The 17,849-nt window shown below is 73.7% G+C and carries 18 protein-coding genes; 9 read left to right on the top strand and 9 right to left on the bottom strand.

Annotation, left to right across the window (positions count from 1 at the left end):
* Position 1 precedes the first annotated feature (1 nt).
* The gene (locus tag EDJALFJO_RS04080; RefSeq protein ID WP_088282487.1) at positions 2–1,387 is read right to left on the bottom strand and encodes an aspartate aminotransferase family protein; all 1,386 of its coding nucleotides are present in this window, start codon (positions 1,385–1,387) and stop codon (positions 2–4) included.
* Between the two features lie 270 nt (positions 1,388–1,657).
* Between EDJALFJO_RS04080 and EDJALFJO_RS04075 the strand changes: the two genes are divergently transcribed.
* Entirely contained in the window at positions 1,658–2,050 is a 393-nt protein-coding gene (locus EDJALFJO_RS04075) for a PPOX class F420-dependent oxidoreductase (protein WP_088282484.1), read from the top strand.
* A 6-nt stretch (positions 2,051–2,056) separates the two neighbouring features.
* Here EDJALFJO_RS04075 and EDJALFJO_RS04070 read toward each other — a convergent pair whose 3' ends face one another.
* Positions 2,057–2,515 carry a hypothetical protein gene (locus EDJALFJO_RS04070; RefSeq protein WP_088282482.1) on the bottom strand — a complete coding sequence of 153 codons (459 nt, stop codon included), beginning with the start codon at positions 2,513–2,515 and terminating at the stop codon, positions 2,057–2,059.
* 141 nt (positions 2,516–2,656) lie between these two features.
* On the bottom strand, positions 2,657–3,262 hold the full coding sequence (locus EDJALFJO_RS04065) for a hypothetical protein (protein WP_198949981.1): 606 nt from the start codon (positions 3,260–3,262) through the stop codon (positions 2,657–2,659).
* A gap of 64 nt (positions 3,263–3,326) precedes the next feature.
* Between EDJALFJO_RS04065 and cysS the strand changes: the two genes are divergently transcribed.
* Positions 3,327–4,766, top strand: a complete 1,440-nt coding sequence (cysS, locus tag EDJALFJO_RS04060; protein ID WP_088282480.1) for a cysteine--tRNA ligase — start codon at positions 3,327–3,329, stop codon at positions 4,764–4,766.
* A complete protein-coding gene (gene rlmB, locus EDJALFJO_RS04055) occupies positions 4,766–5,758 on the top strand; it encodes a 23S rRNA (guanosine(2251)-2'-O)-methyltransferase RlmB (protein WP_088282478.1) in 993 nt (330 codons plus the stop codon). The genes cysS and rlmB overlap by 1 nt, the downstream gene beginning before the upstream one ends.
* Positions 5,759–5,779: 21 nt before the next feature.
* Here rlmB and EDJALFJO_RS04050 read toward each other — a convergent pair whose 3' ends face one another.
* Complete coding sequence (locus EDJALFJO_RS04050) at positions 5,780–6,424, bottom strand: hypothetical protein (RefSeq protein ID WP_088282476.1); 645 nt, start codon at positions 6,422–6,424, stop codon at positions 5,780–5,782.
* 302 nt (positions 6,425–6,726) lie between these two features.
* Here EDJALFJO_RS04050 and EDJALFJO_RS04045 point away from each other — a divergent pair, with 302 nt between their 5' ends.
* Entirely contained in the window at positions 6,727–8,052 is a 1,326-nt protein-coding gene (locus tag EDJALFJO_RS04045; protein WP_088282474.1) for a GNAT family N-acetyltransferase, read from the top strand.
* The gene (locus EDJALFJO_RS04040; RefSeq protein ID WP_198949980.1) at positions 8,049–8,558 is read left to right on the top strand and encodes an arsinothricin resistance N-acetyltransferase ArsN1 family A; all 510 of its coding nucleotides are present in this window, start codon (positions 8,049–8,051) and stop codon (positions 8,556–8,558) included. Before EDJALFJO_RS04045 ends, EDJALFJO_RS04040 begins: the two co-directional genes overlap by 4 nt.
* 3 nt (positions 8,559–8,561) lie before the next feature.
* Here EDJALFJO_RS04040 and EDJALFJO_RS04035 read toward each other — a convergent pair whose 3' ends face one another.
* The 4 genes from EDJALFJO_RS04035 to EDJALFJO_RS04020 all read right to left on the bottom strand — a co-directional run bounded on the left by EDJALFJO_RS04035 (position 8,562) and on the right by EDJALFJO_RS04020 (position 12,522).
* A complete protein-coding gene (locus EDJALFJO_RS04035; RefSeq protein ID WP_088282522.1) occupies positions 8,562–9,818 on the bottom strand; it encodes a DUF4032 domain-containing protein in 1,257 nt (418 codons plus the stop codon).
* A gap of 64 nt (positions 9,819–9,882) precedes the next feature.
* Entirely contained in the window at positions 9,883–10,884 is a 1,002-nt protein-coding gene (locus tag EDJALFJO_RS04030; protein WP_088282472.1) for an ATP-binding cassette domain-containing protein, read from the bottom strand.
* Positions 10,881–11,723: an ABC transporter permease gene (locus tag EDJALFJO_RS04025; protein ID WP_233149668.1), complete on the bottom strand. Its 843-nt coding sequence runs from the start codon at positions 11,721–11,723 to the stop codon at positions 10,881–10,883. The genes EDJALFJO_RS04030 and EDJALFJO_RS04025 overlap by 4 nt, the downstream gene beginning before the upstream one ends.
* Positions 11,716–12,522 carry an ABC-2 family transporter protein gene (locus EDJALFJO_RS04020; protein WP_088282470.1) on the bottom strand — a complete coding sequence of 269 codons (807 nt, stop codon included), beginning with the start codon at positions 12,520–12,522 and terminating at the stop codon, positions 11,716–11,718. Before EDJALFJO_RS04020 ends, EDJALFJO_RS04025 begins: the two co-directional genes overlap by 8 nt.
* A gap of 350 nt (positions 12,523–12,872) precedes the next feature.
* Here EDJALFJO_RS04020 and EDJALFJO_RS04015 point away from each other — a divergent pair, with 350 nt between their 5' ends.
* Positions 12,873–14,150: a DUF2314 domain-containing protein gene (locus EDJALFJO_RS04015; protein ID WP_088282468.1), complete on the top strand. Its 1,278-nt coding sequence runs from the start codon at positions 12,873–12,875 to the stop codon at positions 14,148–14,150.
* A gap of 94 nt (positions 14,151–14,244) precedes the next feature.
* Here the strand turns inward: EDJALFJO_RS04015 and EDJALFJO_RS04010 are convergent, their stop codons facing one another.
* Positions 14,245–15,318, bottom strand: coding sequence for an ABC transporter ATP-binding protein (locus EDJALFJO_RS04010; RefSeq protein WP_088282466.1), 1,074 nt, complete (start codon positions 15,316–15,318; stop codon positions 14,245–14,247).
* Positions 15,319–15,665: 347 nt separating this feature from the next.
* Here EDJALFJO_RS04010 and EDJALFJO_RS04005 point away from each other — a divergent pair, with 347 nt between their 5' ends.
* From EDJALFJO_RS04005 to EDJALFJO_RS03995, 3 genes are all read left to right on the top strand, one after another.
* Positions 15,666–16,139: a hypothetical protein gene (locus EDJALFJO_RS04005; protein ID WP_143448279.1), complete on the top strand. Its 474-nt coding sequence runs from the start codon at positions 15,666–15,668 to the stop codon at positions 16,137–16,139.
* Between the two features lie 190 nt (positions 16,140–16,329).
* Positions 16,330–16,758, top strand: coding sequence for a CBS domain-containing protein (locus tag EDJALFJO_RS04000; protein WP_088282518.1), 429 nt, complete (start codon positions 16,330–16,332; stop codon positions 16,756–16,758).
* Positions 16,759–16,982: 224 nt separating this feature from the next.
* The coding region (locus tag EDJALFJO_RS03995) for a serine/threonine-protein kinase (RefSeq protein ID WP_143448278.1) at positions 16,983–17,849 on the top strand (867 nt) is incomplete at its 3' end.

Below are 17,849 nucleotides of genomic sequence, written 5' to 3'. Positions count from 1 at the left end.
ATCAGGCCGTCAGGTCGTGCGCGAGCTCCTCGAAGGCACCGATGAACTTGTCGCAGTCCTCGACGGTGTGGCTCACCGAGAGGGTCCACTCCTCCTCGCGGCCGGGCGTCATGAAGACGCCGCGGTTGAGGTTGTAGAGCCACGCGAGGTCGGCGAGCTCGCCGTCCTGGTGCTCCTTGAAGGTCTCGTAGTCGACGACCTTCGTCGGGGAGAACGTCACGCAGCCCTTCGAGGCCACGCCGACCGCGTAGCCGGGCAGGTTGTACTTGTCGACGACGGCCTGGCAGCCCGACACGAGGTGCTCGTTGAGGGTGTCGAGGTGGGCGTACGCGGCCGGCGTCATGACCTCGAAGAGGTTGGCCCGGGCGGCGGCGACGCCGAGCGGGTTGCCGTTGTACGTGCCGACCTGGAAGACCGAGCCGTCCTCGACGACCGAGAAGACGTCCTCGGAGCCGCCGATGGCCCCCATCGGCAGGCCGGCGCCGAGCGCCTTCGCGAGGGTGACCATGTCGGGCTTGACGCCGAAACGCTCGGTGGCGCCGCCGGCCGCGATGCACAGGCCGGTCTTGACCTCGTCGAAGATGAGGACGATGCCGTGCTTGCGGGTGATCTCGCGGACCGCCTCGAGGTAGCCCGGTTCGGGCAGGACGATGCCGAGGTTCATCATCGCCGCCTCCATGATCACGCAGGCCGGCGCGCGGCCCTCGGCGACGAGGCGCTCGATGCGCCGCTCCATCGCCGGGGCGTCGTTGAACGGGACGGCGATCGTCATGTCCGCGACGGACTGCGGGATGCCCGCGCCGTACGGCAGCGAGGCGAGGTTCTCCCGGTCGCCGATCTGCCCGTAGGGGACGCCGATCGAGACCATGACGTAGTCGTGGTGCCCGTGGTACGAGCCGAAGATCTTGACGATCGTCTCGCGGCCGGTCTTCGCCCGGGCGATCCGGATGGCGTCCATCGTCGCCTCGGAGCCGGAGTTCACGTAGCGCCAGCGCGGCAGGTCCCAGCGCTTCTTGAGCTCCTCGGCGACGACGATCGCGTCCTCGGTCGGGGCCGCGAAGTGGGTGCCGAGCTCGAGCCGCTTGGTGACCGCGGCGGAGATCGCCGGGTGCGCGTGGCCCTGGACCATCGAGCCGAAGCCGTTGTGGAAGTCGACCATCCGGTTGCCGTCGACGTCCCAGACGTACGCGCCCTCGCCGCGCTCGAGGTAGATCGGCCACGGGTCGCGCATCTGGTAGGACGACGCGACGCCGGCGGACAGGGTCTCGCGGGCCCGCTCGTACATCCGGGCCGAGGCCTGGGTGCGCTCGTCGAGCCGCGTCGCCTCTCGCGCCGTCAGCTCGGCGATGCGCGCCCGGTCCAGGGCGATCGGGGTGCGGGTGGTCATTGCGTCCTCCAGGGGGTGGGCGGCGGCCACGGCGGCCGCGCCTCGGACTTCGCTCAGGGGGAGAGTGTGACTGATCCGGGTCGGGTTTGGCTACCGTCGGCGAGCGTCGAACCTGTCGGGATCCGCCGTCCATGGTCGGGTTGCATGCGGATTTCACGGCTGTGACGGCTCTGGATCTTCGGAAAGCGCACCGCCGGATAGTGCTCTGCCGGACGACGCGCTGAGCGGGCCTCGCGGGTCACGCCGGGGCGGCCCGGTAGCGTCCGCACCATGTCTGCATCGCTGCCCGAGACGGCCCGTGACCTGCTCGACCGCCCGGAGTTCGCGACCATCGCGACGATCGAGCCCGACGGTCAGCCGCACCTGTCGGTCGTCTGGGTCGGCCGCGACGGCGACGACGTGCTCTTCTCGACGCTGCGCGGCCGGCGCAAGACGAACAACCTCGAGCGCGACGGGCGGGCGACACTGCTCGTCTACCCCAAGGACGACCCGTACAAGTACCTCGAGATCCGCGGCACGGCGACGCTCGTCGACGACCCGGACGCCGCGCTCATCGACGCGATGTCGCACAAGTACGCGGGCGAGCCGTGGACGCACGGCAGCCCCGACGACCAGCGGGTCGTCGTCCGGGTCACGCCGACCAAGGTCGTCTGGTACGCCTGAGGGCGGTCAGCAGGCGTCTTCGCCGAGCACCTTGCAGAGGCTCTCGTCGGCGTTGCCGTTGAAGTCGCTGTTGAACGTCTGTGCCCCCCAGGAGACCGCCAGGGCCACGGCCACGGCCGCGACGACCGCCTCCACGGCGACGACGGCCGACCGCAGCCCGTGCCGGTGCGCCTGGGCCCACGACGTGCCGCGCTCGCGGGCGACCCGGTGCGTCGCCCGGGTGCCGCTGACGACCCCGGCGAGCGCCGTGACGGCGAGGAGCCCGAGGACGACGGCGACCGATCGCAGCCCGGCCTGGGCGAGGTAGAGGGCGAGGACCGCGAGGGCGCTCGCCTGGGTGGACGCCGACATCCACGTCGCCTGGGGGGCGGCCTTGCCGGAGCGCCACCACAGGCCGACCTGGGTGCCGACGAGGAGCGCCGCGGCGCTGACGAGGAGCACCTGCTCGATCCGTGCCTGGTCCATCGTGCCTCCCGCCGGTCGAGGGGACTCCTGCTCTCCCTGTCGGCGCGGGACGGGCGGACCTGGAGGGTCCTTGGTCTCGTCGCTCGGCGGTGCGGTCTGCCACCGGGCGGTCTGCCACCGGGCGGTCTGCCGCCGGACGGTCTACCGCCGGACGACGACCAGGCCGGCGAGTGCGGCGCCGAGCGTCCCGAGGGCCTCGTCGCCGAGGGTGTCGGTGTACGCGGTGCCCAGCTCGGTGCCGTGCCGGATGAAGGTCCACCACTCGCCGAGCTCCCAGCCGATCGCTAGCGCCGCGCCGGTCCCCGTGACGGCGAGCCAGAGCGCCCAGCGCGGCCGGACGTCGGCGCGCGCCATGAGCAGCCCGAGCCCGAGGCTGAGGAAGAACCAGTTCACGAGGTGGTTGGCGTCGTCCCACCACCAGACCCGGTCGTAGAGGTCGAGGGTGTTGCCGGTGACGTCGACGAGGAAGGGCAGCATGACCCAGCCGAACGCCGCCCACGGCGCGTGCGGCCGGTCGCCCGCCGGCCGGCGCCGCGCCGCGAGCCACCACAGGGCGGGGACGAGCAGCATCATCGCGGGGTAGGCGAGGAGCCGGGCGCCGAACGCCTTGCCCTCGAACTGCTCCAGCCCCGGCACGAACGACGCGACGGCGAGCTGGAGGACGGTGAGCCCGAGGACGGCTCCGGTGGCGAGGGCGGGGCCCCGCCCCGCGGGGCCGCGCCCGGTGTCCGCTGCGTTCGTCGTCATGGTCCACAGGGTGCCGGACGCGAACCCGGAAGAACCTTTCCCGCGCCGCCGGTAGCCTTGACAGGTGAGCCTTCGACTGTTCGACTCCGCCACCCGGCAGGTGCGGGACTTCGTCCCGCTCGTCCCCGGTCAGGCCGGCGTCTACGTCTGCGGCGCCACCCCCCAGTCGGGCCCGCACATCGGGCACATGCGCTCGGCCGTCGTCTTCGACGTCCTGCAGCGCTGGCTCGAGCGCTCGGGCTACCGGGTGACCCTCGTCCGCAACGTCACGGACATCGACGACAAGATCCTCGCGAAGGCCGCCGAGGCCGGCGTCCCGTGGTGGCAGCACGCGCTCACCTTCGAGCGCGAGTTCGCCGCGGCGTACGACAGCGTCAACGTGTTGCCCCCGACCTACGAGCCGCGGGCCACCGGGCACGTCACCGACATGGTCGACCTCATCCAGCGGCTCGTCGACGCCGGCCACGCCTACCCGGCGGCCGACGGTTCGGGCGACGTCTACTTCGACGTCCGCTCGTGGGCGCAGTACGGCGAGCTGACGAACCAGGGGCTCGACGACATGGAGCCGGCCGAGGACGCCGACCCGCGCGGCAAGCGTGACCCCCGCGACTTCGCGCTGTGGAAGGGCGCCAAGGCCGGCGAGCCGGCGACGGCGTCGTGGCCGACGCCGTGGGGCCGCGGCCGCCCGGGCTGGCACCTGGAGTGCTCGGCGATGGCGACCCGGTACCTCGGGTCCGAGTTCGACATCCACGGCGGCGGTCTCGACCTGCGCTTCCCCCACCACGAGAACGAGCAGGCGCAGTCCCGCGCCGTCGGCGACCCGTTCGCGCGGTACTGGATGCACAACGCCTGGGTCGTGCAGGGCGGCGAGAAGATGAGCAAGTCGCTCGGCAACGGGATGAGCATGGAGGCGCTGACCCGGCACGTGCCGGCGGTCGTCGTCCGGTACCTGCTCACGACGCCGCACTACCGCTCGAACATCGAGGTCGTGGACGGGTCCCTCGAGGAGGCCCGGACGGCGTACGAGCGCATCGAGAACTTCGTCGTCCGCGCCGCCGAGGTGCTCGGGGCGGTGGTGACGGACGCCGCACTCGCGGAGGTCGCGCTGCCGCAGGGCTTCGTCGACGCGATGGACGACGACCTCGGCACCCCGGCGGCCGTCGCGGTGCTCCACGAGACGGTGCGCGCGGGCAACTCCGCGCTCGCCGCCGACGACAAGGACGGCGCGCTCACGGCGGCGCTCGCCGTCCGGGCGATGGCCGACGTGCTCGGCGTCGACCCGCTCGACCCGCACTGGCGGGGCGCCGGGGGCGGGCGCGCCGAGGACCGGCTGCGGACGGCGCTCGACGCGCTCGTGCGCTCCGAGCTCGACGCCCGCACGGCGGCGCGTGCCGCGAAGGACTTCGCGACCGCGGACGCGATCCGCACCCGGCTGTCCGCAGCCGGCATCACCGTCGAGGACACTCCCGGCGGCGCACGATGGACTCTCGAGGAGAAGGCCTGATGGCCGGCAACAGCTCCCGGCGCGGCGCAGTGCGCAAGCCCGGGTCGAAGAAGGGCCCCGTCGTCGGTTCCGGCGGGCAGAAGCGCCAGGGGCTCGAGGGCAAGGGCCCGACCCCGAAGGCGACCGAGCGCACCAAGCACGTCGCGGCGAAGCGCGCCGGGGCGGCGTCCAAGCGGGCGTCGGCCGGCGGCGGCGGCCGCACGACCGGGGCGACCCGGGGCGGCCGGGCCACCCGTCGTCCGGCCGGGGCGCCCGAGTACGTCGGCGGCCGCAACCCGGTCGTCGAGGCGCTGCGCGCCGGGGTCCCGGTGCGGGCGCTCTACGTCGCCTCCCAGGTGCAGGCGGACGAGCGCGTCAAGGAGGCCGTCAAGATCGCCGGCGAGATGGGCCTGCCCATCCTCGAGGTGAGCAAGGTCGACCTCGACCGGATGACGAGCGACGGCGTCCACCAGGGCGTGGCGATCCAGGTGCCCGCGTACGACTATGCGCACCCGGACGACCTGCTCGACCTCGCCTACGACGCCGGCGCCCAGCCGCTGCTCGTCGCCCTCGACGGCGTGACGGACCCGCGCAACCTCGGTGCCGTCGTCCGGTCCGTCGCTGCGTTCGGCGGCCACGGCGTCGTCGTCCCCGAGCGGCGCGCGGCCGGCATGACGGCGTCCGCGTGGAAGGTGTCCGCCGGTGCGGCCGCGCGGATCCGGGTCGCCCGGGCGACGAACCTGACCCGCGCCCTCGTCGACCTGCAGAAGGCGGGCTGCTTCGTCGTCGGTCTCGCCGCGGACGGCGACCTGCCGCTCGACGAGCTCGAGGCGGCGACCGGGCCGGTCGTCATCGTCGTCGGCTCCGAGGGCAAGGGGCTGTCCCGGCTTGTCCGCGAGACCTGCGACGTCACCGTGACGATCCCGATGGCCGGGGCGATGGAGTCGCTCAATGCCGGTGTCGCCGCGGGGGTCGCGCTGTACGAGGTGGCCCGGCGCCGCGCCGCGGAGTGAACCTGCGGCAGTGGACCGGGGTCAGCCCCGGGGCCGCTGCCGCCGCAGCAGGGCGAGCAGTCCGCGACCCTCGCGGAGCATGAAGACGCCGTAGGCGGCGGTGCCGAGCGCCGTGCCGAGGCCGACGGCGCTCCACACCGCGGGGACAGCGGCCCAGGCGCCGGCGACCGCGGCGAGCCCGAGCGCCGCGACGGCGGTGACCCACGACGCGATCCAGAGGTCGACGGTCCGGTCGAAGATCCGCGCCATCGGGTAGAAGTGCAGGCCGACGACGAGCGCGATCGCGGGGACCTGGTAGTCGACGTTCCCGGTGCGGGACAGCGTCGCGGCGACGACGAAGATCACCAGCCCTTCGAGCCCGAAGGTGAGCCCGTACGCGCGGCCGATCCGCCGTCCGCGGTCGGCCTCGGCCGGGTCGGTGACCGGCGGGAACCGGCCGGCGTCGCGGAAGAGCGCGACCGCCCCGGCGGCGAAGGCCAGTGCCGCGGCGACGGCCAGCACGACCGGCAGCACGGACGCGGCGCCGGTCCAGCCGTAGGGCGCCAGGCTCGCCCAGCCGACGGTGAAGCCGGCCATGAGCAGCAGCCCGCCGGCCAGGCTGCGGACGGCGACCGGCGGCGGGAGCGTGGCGGCGGTCTGGTCGGTGGAGGTTCCGGAGGTGGACATCACGGGCACGTTATCACCGGTTATGTAGTGATTTACGACGCGTTCTCCTGGTGGTGTCACCCCCGAGACGATGCACCCACGGCTGCACGGGCACCGGCGCCGCGGGCGTGCATCGATGGGTGCATCAGCGCGGGTGCTCCCACCCCGCGGGTCATGCACCCACGGCTGCACGGTGCGCCCCAGAACGGCCGTGCAGCGATGGGTGCACCGATGAGCGCATCAGGACGGGTGTCCGGGTGCATCGGGACGGGTGTCCGGCGCAGTGCTTGCGCCCACGACGCCCGAGGCGATGGGCTGGACCCATGCTGATCCGGGTCGAGACCCTGCAGGACCGCGCGGCCGTCGAGGCGCTGCACGGCGAGGCCTTCGGGGACGACGTCGTGCCGGCGCTCGTGGCGGCGCTGCGCACCGGGGAGGGTTTCGTCCGGCGGTACTCGCTCGTGGCGGACGCCTCGGACGACCCGGAGCGGCCCGACGTCGTCGGGCACGTCATGCTCACCCGGGTCCCGCTCGAGGCGCAGGACGGGTCGGCGCGCGAGGTGCTCTGCCTGTCGCCGCTCGGGGTGCGCCCCGACGCGCAGGGCCGCGGCGTCGGGCGGGCGCTCGTCGAGGCGGCGTGCGCGGCGGCCGAGGCGGACGGTGAGCCGTTCGTCGTGCTCGAGGGCGACCCGGCGATGTACTCCCGGTTCGGGTTCGTCGCGGCGGCCGGGCGGGGGCTGCGCCGGCCCTCGGAGCGCACGCCCGCGGCCGCGTTCCAGGTGCGGGGCCTGTCCGCCGACCGGCCCGACGACCCGGCGCTGCGCGGCCGGGTGCTCTACCCCGACGTCTTCTGGGAGCTCGACGCGGTCGGCCTGCCGATGGACCGGCCCGGCTTCCTCGACACCCTGGAGCAGGCCTGCCGCGACCTCGAGGCCCGGGTGCGGGCCGCCGACGGCTCGCCGGACACCGCCGCGCTCGCCACCCCCGTCCCGGCCTGCCCCGGCTGGGACGTCGCGGACGTCGTCCGGCACCTCGGCTTCATCCACCGGTTCGTCGCCGCGTGGGTCGAGGGCGGTCGCCGGCCGCGGCCCGCGACGGTCGGGCAGCCGGCACCGGACGCCGCGCCGGCCGAGCTGCTGGCCTGGTTCGCCGCCGGCTGGCGGGCGCTCCAGGAGCTCCTCGACGAGCGCGGCGCCGACACCCCGACCGCGACGTGGTCGCCCTGGGACGCGACGTGCGGGTTCTGGCGCCGGCGGATGGCGCACGAGGCCGCGATCCACGCCCTCGACGTCGCGCAGACCCTGCCGCACAAGGCTTCCGGCGTCTGGTGGGTGCCGGACGACGTCGCGCTCGACGGCGTCGACGAGGTCGTCCGGCTGTGGCTCGGCACCCGGCTCGGGGACGGGGCCGGCGGGACCGGCGAGCTCGTCGCCCTCGTCGCGGCCGACCGTCGCTGGACCGTCGGGCTGCACGGCGGGATCACCGAGACGCACGAGGTGCCCACCCCGGCCGACGCGACGGTGGCCGGCGCGCCGGCGGCGCTCTACACCTGGTTGTGGGGCCGCGGCCGCGCGGACGACGTCACGGTCACCGGCAGCCCGGCCGCGGTCGAGGCGCTGCGGGCGGCGCTGACCCGCGCGATGCAGTGAGCGGTCGCGACGCGGTGAGCGGGCTCGTCGTCCGCCCGATGGCCGCCGCCGACGCGGAGGCGGTCGCGGCGATCTACACCCAGGGCATCGAGGACCGCACCGCGACCTTCGAGACCGCGCCGCGGACGGCGTCCGACGTCGCAGGCTGGCCCGACCAGGGGCCGGTCGTCGTCGTGGAGCGCGACGGCGCCGTCGTCGGCTGGGCCTCGACGTCCGCCTACCGGCCGAACCGGCCCGCGTACGCCCACATCCGCGAGTTCTCGGTCTACGTCGACCGGGCCGCCCGCGGCGCCGGCGTCGGCCGGGTCGCGCTCACCGGCCTGCTCGCGCTCTGCCCGCAGGCCGGCGTCCGCAAGCTCGTGAGCCGGATCTTCCCGGAGAACACCGGCAGCCTCGCGCTGTGCCACAGCCTGGGGTTCCGCGAGGTCGGGACGTACCGCCGGCACGGCATGCTCGACGGGGTCTGGAAGGACGTCGTGATCGTGGAGCTGCTGCTCGACGCGTGAGGGTCAGTCCGCGAGGCGGTCGGCGACGACGGGCATCTCGTGCGTGTCGACGCCGAGCACCGCCGCCTCGTCGGGCTTGCTCGGCAGCACCGTGCCGACGTAGGAGCGGACGGCGTCGAGCAGCCCGACGTCGTGGCCGTTCTGCTCGGACAGGTACCAGCGGTGCTCGAGCACCTCGTGGAAGATCTCCGCCGGCTCGAGCTTGCCGCGCAGGTTCTTCGGCACGGCCCGCACGACCGGCTCGAAGCAGGTCTGCACCCACTCGTGCGCGACGGCCTCCTCGTCGTCCGCCTGCCGGCCCTCGGCCGCCTGGAACGAGTCGAGGTCGTTGAGCAGCCGCCGGGCCTGGTTCTCCTCGACGTCGAGGCCGGTGAGCCGCAGCAGCCGGCGCGAGTGGTGGCCCGAGTCGACGACCTTCGGCTGGATGCTCACCGTCGTGCCGTCGATGTCCGTCGTCAGCGTGAGCTCGCCGACGTCGAAGCCGAGCTCGTTGAGGCGGCGGATCCGGGCGTCGACCCGCCACCGGTCACCGGTCTCGAACGACTCCGGTGCGGTGAGCTCGGCCCACAGCGAGAAGTAGCGCTCCGAGAGCACCTCGCTGACCCGCAGCGGGTCGAAGTCCTCGTCGAGGAAGCCCCCGGCCTGCAGGTCCATGACCTCGCCGGCGATGTTCATCCCCGCGAGCTCGACGTCGTACTCGCGCTGGCCGCGCGACAGCGTCTCGTGCAGGTCGCCGGTCTCGGCGTCGACGAGGTACGCCGCGAACGCCCCGGCGTCACGCCGGAACAGGGTGTTCGACAGCGACACGTCGCCCCAGTAGAAGCCCGACAGGTGCAGGCGCACGAGCAGAACGGCGAGCGCGTCGACGAGGCGGGTCGCGGTGTCGACGCGCAGCGTCTGGGAGAACAGTGCCCGGTACGGCAGCGAGAACTGCAGGTGCCGGGTGACGAGCGCGGCGTCCAGCGGCTCGCCGTCCATGTCGGTCCGCCCGCTGACGACCCCGACCGGCTCGACCGACGGCATTCCGAGCCGCCGCAGCACCCGCAGGAGCTGGTACTCGCGGCGGGCGATCGTCTCGTCGATCTCCTTGACGGCGAGGACGGCGCTGCCCAGCTTGACGAACCGGACGACGTGCCGCGAGATGCCTCGGGGAAACGCCGCCAGCCGCTCGGCGGGCCACTCCTCGAGCGGCGTGCGCCACGGGAGCCCGAGGATCTCAGGGTCGACCGAGGCGGCGGTGATCTCCAGGGCGGTAGCCATCGCCCCCATTGTGCCGCTGCCTGGAGTTACTAGCGCGTATGACCCAGTTGCTGGGTCATACGCGCTAGTAACTCGGGGGAGGTGTGGGGTCTCGCTGCGCGGAGTAGAGGCGCCGGACGACGTCCTCGATGTCGGGCTCCTCGACGGCGAGGTCGCGGACGGCGACCCGGTCGGTGACGGCGGCGAGGACGGCGGCGACGGTCGTCGCGTCGGAGTCGACGGCGAGACGCTGGCGCAGGCCGCCGGCCTCGCTGCCGAGGTGGTTCGTGTGCGGGATGCCGACGAGGTCGCCGGCCGGCTCGTCGAGGTCGACGACGAGCACCCGCTGCGCGCCGACGAGCCGGGACAGACCCTCGAGCGAGCCGTCGTAGGCCAGCCGGCCGTGGTCGACGACGAGCACGCGCGGGCACAGCCGCTGGACGTCGCCCATGTCGTGGGTCGTCAGCAGCAGGGTGGTGCCGTGCTCGGTGCGCTCGGCGACGAGGAACTCGCGCAGCCGCTGCTTGCTCACGACGTCGAGCCCGATCGTCGGCTCGTCGAGGATGACGAGGCGCGGCCGGTGCAGCAGCGCGGCGGCGACCTCCGCACGCATCCGCTGGCCGAGCGAGAGCTGGCGCACCGGCGTCGTCCAGAACGGGCCGAGCTCGAGCTGCTCGCGCAGCTCCTCGGTGCGGGAGCGCTCGTCGTCCGCGCTCAGCTCGTGGACGGCGGCGAGGATCCGGAACGACTCGGCGACGGGCAGGTCCCACCACAGCTGGGAACGCTGGCCGAAGACGACGCCGACCTGGCGCACGAGCGCCACCCGCTCCCGCAGCGGCGCCCGGCCGAGCGTCGTCGCCGTCCCGGAGGTCGGCACGAGGATCCCGACGAGCATCTTGATCGTCGTCGACTTGCCGGCGCCGTTCGCGCCGATGTAGCCGACCGACTCGCCGCGGTCCACGGTCACCGTGAGGTCGTCGACGGCCGTCAGCGTCACGCGCTTGAGCCCTTCGCGCCGCGTGAAGCGCCGGGTGAGACCCTCGGTCCGGATCGCCGGGCCGTGCTCCGTGCTGCTCGTGCCGGTCATCCGCCCGCCCCCTGGTAGCTCCTCGTGCCCCATCGCCAGCACAGCATCGCCGCGGCCCACGCCCACAGCGCCGCGAGCGGCGTGCACCACGCGAGCCAGGCCGGCAGCCCCGGCGGGCCGGGCATCCCGAGCACGGCGAGCACGGGCAGGTAGCCGCAGAACGCCATCGGGAAGACGTAGCCGAACACGGCCCGCACCGGGGCCGACCACACCGCCGCGGGCTGGGTCGCCGCGTACCGGCCGCCGTAGACGAACGAGTTCGTCATCTCCCGCCCCTCGATCAGGAAGAACTGCAGCCCGCCGGCCGTGACGTACTGGGCCGCGCTGATCGCGGTCGCGCTGACCAGCGCCATGGTCAGCAGGGCGGCGGTCCGCGGCGTCGCGGGGACGTCCGCGGTGACGAGCCCGACGCAGAACGCGGCGAGCCCGACGAGCGCGCGGGACACCCGCCGCAGGCTCAGCTCGCTCGTGATCAGCTGCAGGAGAACGGGTTGCGGGCGCAGGAAGAACACGTCGAGAGTGCCGGACCGGATGAACTTCGGCAGCTCGTCGACGTGCCCGACGACGACCGAGGCGAGCGAGAACCCAAGGTCCGCGAGACCGAAGACGAGGAGGATCTGGTGCACGTCGAGACCGCCGAGCGCGTCGACCGTGCGGTAGAGCACGAGCACCTCGGCGAGCTCGACGAGGCCGATCACGCCGGTGGAGAACAGGTCCATCCGGAAGCTCGCCCGGTAGGCGCGCTGCGACCGGATCCGGGAGCCGATGACGGCCCGGTAGGGCCGCCACCGGTCCCGGCGGACGGCGGGCGGGGCCGCGGCGACGCCGGTGTCAGCCACCCTGCACCTCCAGCCGGCGCCGGCCGCCGACCGTCATGGCGGCGCCGACCGCGACGGTCGCGAGCAGCCAGCCGAGCTGGGCGGCGACCAGGCCCGCGGCGGCCCAGCCGGCGACCCGGCCGGAGAGCACGTCGACCGGGTACATCATCATCGCGGGGAACGGCGTCGAGTACGCGGCCACCTGCAACCACCCGGGCAGCAGCCCGACGGGCACGAACAGCCCGGCGAAGAACCCGGACGTCACCATGTAGAGCACCTGCAGGCCGCGGGTCTCGACGAGCCAGAAGCCGCTCACCGCGACGAGGTACACCGTCGTCGCGGAGACCGCGATCGCGAGCAGCACCGACACCGCTCCGAGCAGGTACCCGGCGGCGGACGACGGCAGCGCGATCCCGACGAGCAGCGCCCCGATCGCGACGCTCGGCAGCCCGCGGGGGAGCAGCGCGAAGAGGCCGCGACCGATGTCGTGCAGACAGGCGGCGGCCTGCACAGAGAGCGGACGGAGGAAGTCGACCGCGACGTCGCCGTTCTTGACCCGGTCGGAGAGGTCTGTGCGCCCGAAGAGGTTGACCGACCCGAGCATCCCCTGGGAGAGCCAGATGTAGGTGCTCATGACCTGGGCGTCGTACCCGGCGACCACCCCGCCCGAGGCGGCCACGGTCGCGGTGAGGATGCCGTACTTGAGGAAGCCGAAGGTCACGTTCGCGACGAGGCCGCCGAGCAGGGCCAGCCGGTACGCGGCCGCCTCGTGGACGCCGGCGACGACCAGCCGCCACCAGACCCGCCCCCTGCCCCGCACGATCGAAGGAGCCTACCCCCGCACCGCGCGGGATCCCGCGTTGCGCCGTCCGGGTGAAGATCGCGACCCCTGCCTTCGACGGCCGACGGTGCATGCCGGACACTGGGTCACGATGGAGNGAAGGGCGCCCCCGCCCGACGGCGCCGCTCGCGGGCGCCCTTCCCGGTGACGGTCACGCAGATGCCGATGGCCACGTGCCAGGTCTGCGGCCGGTCGCTCGCGCACCGCAAGGGCGAGGTGAGCGCGGGCCCTCACGGCGCACTACGAGCGCGACCACCCCGAGCTCCTCGGCCGCTGAGGCGTCTCGTTCTGAGACGGTCCGGTGCTCTCCGGGCGACGTACAGTCGGGCATGGCCGACGAGATCGTCCTCCCTGTGCCCGAGACCCTCTCCGCCGTCTACGTCGTGCCGACGTCCCGCCCGCCGGACGACCTCGACGCCCTGACCGCCCGGATCGTCGACGCCCTCGGTGAACCGCTCGGCGGGCTCGTCCGCGGCATGCTCACCGTCCCGCTCCTCGAGGTGGCCGTCCGCCCCACTGCGGAGCTGCCCCCGATGCCCGACGAGATCCTCGCCGTCATGGGCGCGAGCGACAGCTCCCGGGCCCTGGCGCGGGAGGCCTCGCACGCCGTCGTCGTCACGGGGGTCTACCAGCCCGGCTGGCCGCCCGCCCACGAGTGGGGCGCCGCCGCGGTCGCCGGCGGGATCGCCGCGCGCCTCGACGTCCCGGTGCTCGACGTCGTCGTCCCGCGGCTGCGGACGGCCAAGCAGGTGCTCGACGCGCTGCCGACCGGTGAGCGCCCGCTCGCGGCGGTGGACTGGATCCAGATCGTGCACTCCCAGACGCCCGAGGGGCTGTGGTTCACCACGAAGGGCCTGGGCCGGTTCGGCCTGCCCGAGCTCGCGACCGAGGGCGTTCCCCCGCAGCTCGCCGGGCCGTGGACGAGCGTGCTCAACGGCCTGGCCCAGGTACTGCTGCGTACCTACGCGGACACCCTCGGGGACGGCGAGGAGCGCGCCGCGTTCGTCACCCTGCCCGCCGAGCTCGGGATCGGCGAGGAGGACGTCGTCCGCGCGCACGGCGGCAAGCCCGCCGGGACCCGCACGACCCGGCTGCGCCTGCGGCTCGACCCGGCGACGGACCCGGAGGCCGACAGCTTCCTCACGGTGGTGCCCCCGGTGGACTTCGCCGCGTCTGCGGGCGAGTTCATGGTGGCCGTCTGCGCGGACCTCTTCGGGGCCGGCGACGACGAGGTCGTGCACGCCCCGGACGACGAGGCGACGGAGGCGGCGATGGCCGCGGCGATGGACCGGGCCCGCGCGACGCTCGCCGATGCCCGGCAGCGGTTCGTCGACGGCGGCATCCCGGCCGGTTCGCACCTCATCGTCAAGCACGGCCTCGAGGCGGACGACGGCACCGAGTTCGTCTGGGCCTACGTCACCGACTGGCAGACCCCGGACCGGGTCGTCGGCCGGTGCGGCTCGGACGCCGACAGCGACCCCGAGTACCGGGTCGGCCGGCCGGTGCGCCTGCTCGCCGAGGACGTCGTCGACTGGGCGGTCTGGACGGACGGCACGGGCATCGTCGAGGGCGGGTTCACCGACGCCGTGCTCAGCGGCGGGGGCTGAGCCCGGCGCGTTCCCGGGGGATCGCGGAAGGGCCCCGCACACCGAGGTGTGCGGGGCCCTTCCTGCGGAGCGGGTGCTGCCGAGGGACCGGCAGTCAGCCGAGGCGCTGGCCGCTCGCGGTGTCGAACAGGTGCACGTGCTCGGGCTTCGGCGCGAGGTGCACCGTGGAGCCCTTCTCCGGCACCGAGCGGCCGTCGGTGCGGGCGACGATCGGCATGTCCGAGTCGTTGCTGCGCAGCGTGCCGTAGACGTATGCGTCGGCGCCGAGCTCCTCGACGACGTCCACCGTGACCGCCAGGCCGTGCTCGGAGAGGACGAGGTCCTCCGGGCGCATGCCGACCGTGAGCTTGTCACCCGAGCCGGAGCCCACCGTCTCGCGCTCGACCGGCCACACCATGTCGCCGATCTGGACGCCGCCCTCGACCTTGGGCAGGTCGAGCAGGTTCATCGCGGGGGAGCCGATGAAGCCGGCGACGAAGACGTTGTTCGGGTGGTCGTACAGCTCGCGCGGCGTGCCGACCTGCATGAGGAGACCGTCCTTGAGGACGCAGACCCGGTCGCCCATCGTCATGGCCTCGGTCTGGTCGTGCGTGACGTAGACCGTCGTGACGCCGAGGCGGCGCTGGAGCGAGGCGATCTGCGTGCGCGTCTGGACGCGGAGCTTGGCGTCGAGGTTCGACAGCGGCTCGTCCATGAGGAAGACCTGCGGCTTGCGGACGATCGCGCGGCCCATCGCGACGCGCTGGCGCTGGCCGCCGGAGAGGGCCTTCGGCTTGCGCTCGAGGTACGGCGTGAGGTCGAGGATCTTGGCGGCGTCCTCGACGCGCGAGCGGATCTCGTCCTTGGAGACACCGGCGATCTTGAGGGCGAAGCCCATGTTGTCGGCGACCGTCATGTGCGGGTAGAGCGCGTAGCTCTGGAAGACCATCGCGATGTCGCGGTCCTTCGGGGGGACCTGCGTGACGTCGCGCTCGCCGATGAGGATGCGACCCTCGTTGACGTCCTCGAGACCCGCGAGCATCCGCAGCGAGGTGGACTTGCCGCAGCCGGACGGGCCGACGAGGACGAGGAACTCGCCGTCCTCGATCTGCAGGTCGAGCTTGTCGACGGCGGGCTTGGTGGACCCGGGGTAGAGCCGGGTCGCCTGGTCGAACGTGACCGTAGCCATGACTGATGAATCCCTTCACCGGCAGGAACGTGCCGGACGATCCGAGTGGAGGGTGACCGGCGCCGTCACCTCGACGACCCCGGCTGGTGCTCCCCGCGAAACCTGCGGGGTGCCTCGCATCCTTGTCGATCGACGGGGCGGCGTAAAGGGTTTCAGGCGTGTTACTCGTCCGTTCTGTCGCGGATGCGGCCTACCGGCCGGTACGCAGCGTCACGGGCCCGCCCGGACCGGGCCCTTCGGCCTCGCTCCCGTTGTGACGCGGGGCTGATCGCGCGCTGAGCGCGCTCCTGCACCGTCTGCGCCACAGCCGTCGCGGCAGGCGCGACGGCCGGGGAGAGGACGGACCGATGAGCAGGACCATGACGCTGTCGCTCGCACGAGCGGCGACCCGCACCGACGGTGCGACGGGGACTCGCAGGCGTGGACGATCGCGGGTCATGGCCCTGGCGGCCGGTGCGCTCCTGCTCGTGGGCTCCTCGGTGTGGAGCGCATCGGCCTCGGCCGGGGCCGAGGCCGGGCCGCGCCCGGCCGCCGCCGTCACCCAGGTGAACGGCACGCCGTCGCCCGTCCCGCACGCGTCGGCCACGCAATCGTCGGCGGCGGACGCGATCGTCGAGATCCCGAGCGTGCCGCCGAACGCCTGCACGGTCACCGTCAACGGCGAGAAGATCCACGGGACGTCCCCCTACGGCTCGTCGTGGTGCTGCCACGAGAATGCCGCCGGCAACGAGGAGTGCTTCAACTGCGACGCCTTCACCTGCAGTCGCGGCTGGAACCTCACCGGTCCGGGCGGGGGCATCCCTGAGTTCGTGGAGCCGTGACCCGGGGCGGCGACGGTCCCGCAGGTGGCGGCCTGCGGTGTGAACGCTCCCGTCCGGCGCCCGACCGGGAACGTTCGTGCACGAATGCACAAGGCTGTGAGCAGGGGGTTCACACGCCGCGCCGGAGCGGTTACCGTCGTCGGAAGGTCGAGCCCGGCCGGGGCTCGGACAGCGGGCGGAGGTGCGGATCATGCGGATCACGGATGTGCTGCGACGCAAGGGCGATCTCGTGGTGACCATCGCTCCCGAGGACACGGTCCGGACGCTGCTCGACGCGCTCTCCCAGTACAAGGTGGGTGCGCTCATCGTGAGCTCGGGCGGCGGGGTCCTCGACGGCATCGTCAGCGAGCGGGACGTCGTCCGGCACCTCCAGGCGCACGGCGCGGAGATCCTCGACCGGCCGGTGAGCACGATCATGACCGTGGACCTGCACACGGCGACGCCGCAGGACTCCATCGACGACCTCATGCTCCTCATGACCGAGAAGCGGATCCGGCACGTCCCGGTGGTCGTCGAGGAGAGCCTCGTCGGCATCGTGAGCATCGGTGACGTCGTCAAGCACCGCATCGAGGAGCTCCAGAGCGAGCGCGACCAGCTCACGGCGTACATCACGAGCTGACGCGACCGCACCGACGTGACCGCACGGACGCAACCGCACTGACGCAACCGCGGGGCCGTGCGGCGCGTCGGGAAGGCATGGTCCTCTTCGCGCCCCGGTCCCCGGACCCCGTCGCCGCGTCGTCCCACCGTGGTCGGACGGCGGGTCCGACCCCGGGTGGAGATCCGGGCCCGGTGCGCGCGAGCGGCGTCGGCCCCACAGGTCCCTCGCGTACCGTGGTCGGTATGACAGGGGGCGGCGCGTGGGACCACTCCACCGTCGGCCCGTACCGGCTCGTGAGCCGGCTCGGCGAGGGCGGCATGGGGGTCGTGCACCTCGCGGTGGGTCCGGACGACCGCGCGGTCGCGATCAAGGTGCTCAAGGCGCACGTCGCGGCGGACCCCGACGCGCGGCTGCGGCTGGCCCGTGAGGTCGCGACGCTGCGCCGGGTCCGGCACCCGCGGGTCGCGGAGGTCCTCGACGCGGACGTCGACGGGCCGGTCCCGTACCTCGTGACCCGGTTCGTGCCGGGCCGCACCCTCGACGACCTCGTGCGCGAGCGCGGTCCGATGCCGCTCGAGCGGGTCGTCCACACCGGGCGGGTGCTCGCCGACGCGCTGCGGTCGATCCACGCCGTGGGTGTCGTCCACCGGGACGTCAAGCCGGCCAACGTCATGCTCCCGGACGACGACCCGGTGCTCATCGACTTCGGCATCGCCCACGTCGCCGACGAGTCCCGGATCACCGTGACCGGTCTCGTCATGGGCACCCCGGGCTACCTGTCGCCCGAGGTCGTCGCCGGGCACCCGGTGACGCCCGCGACCGACTGGTGGGGCTGGGGGAGCACGCTCGCGTTCGCCGCGACCGGCCGGGCGCCGTTCGGGACCGGCCCGATCGAGGTCGTCCTCGACCGGGTCCGCCGCGGCGACGCCGACCTCTCCGGGCTCGACCCGCGGCTGCGGAGCATCGTCGCGACCGCGCTCGCGGCCGAGCCGGGCACGCGGCCGCCGGCCGACTGGCTCATCGGCGCGCTTGAGGACGTCCTCACGCACCGGACGGCGCAGCCCGCGGCCGCCGCGACCGTCGCCACCCCGGCCCCCGGCCGGCCCGGC

The sequence above is a fragment of the Kineosporia sp. A_224 genome (assembly GCF_002198655.1).
Classification (GTDB): domain Bacteria; phylum Actinomycetota; class Actinomycetes; order Actinomycetales; family Kineosporiaceae; genus R-H-3.
This window is presented reverse-complemented; position numbering and strand designations above follow the sequence as displayed.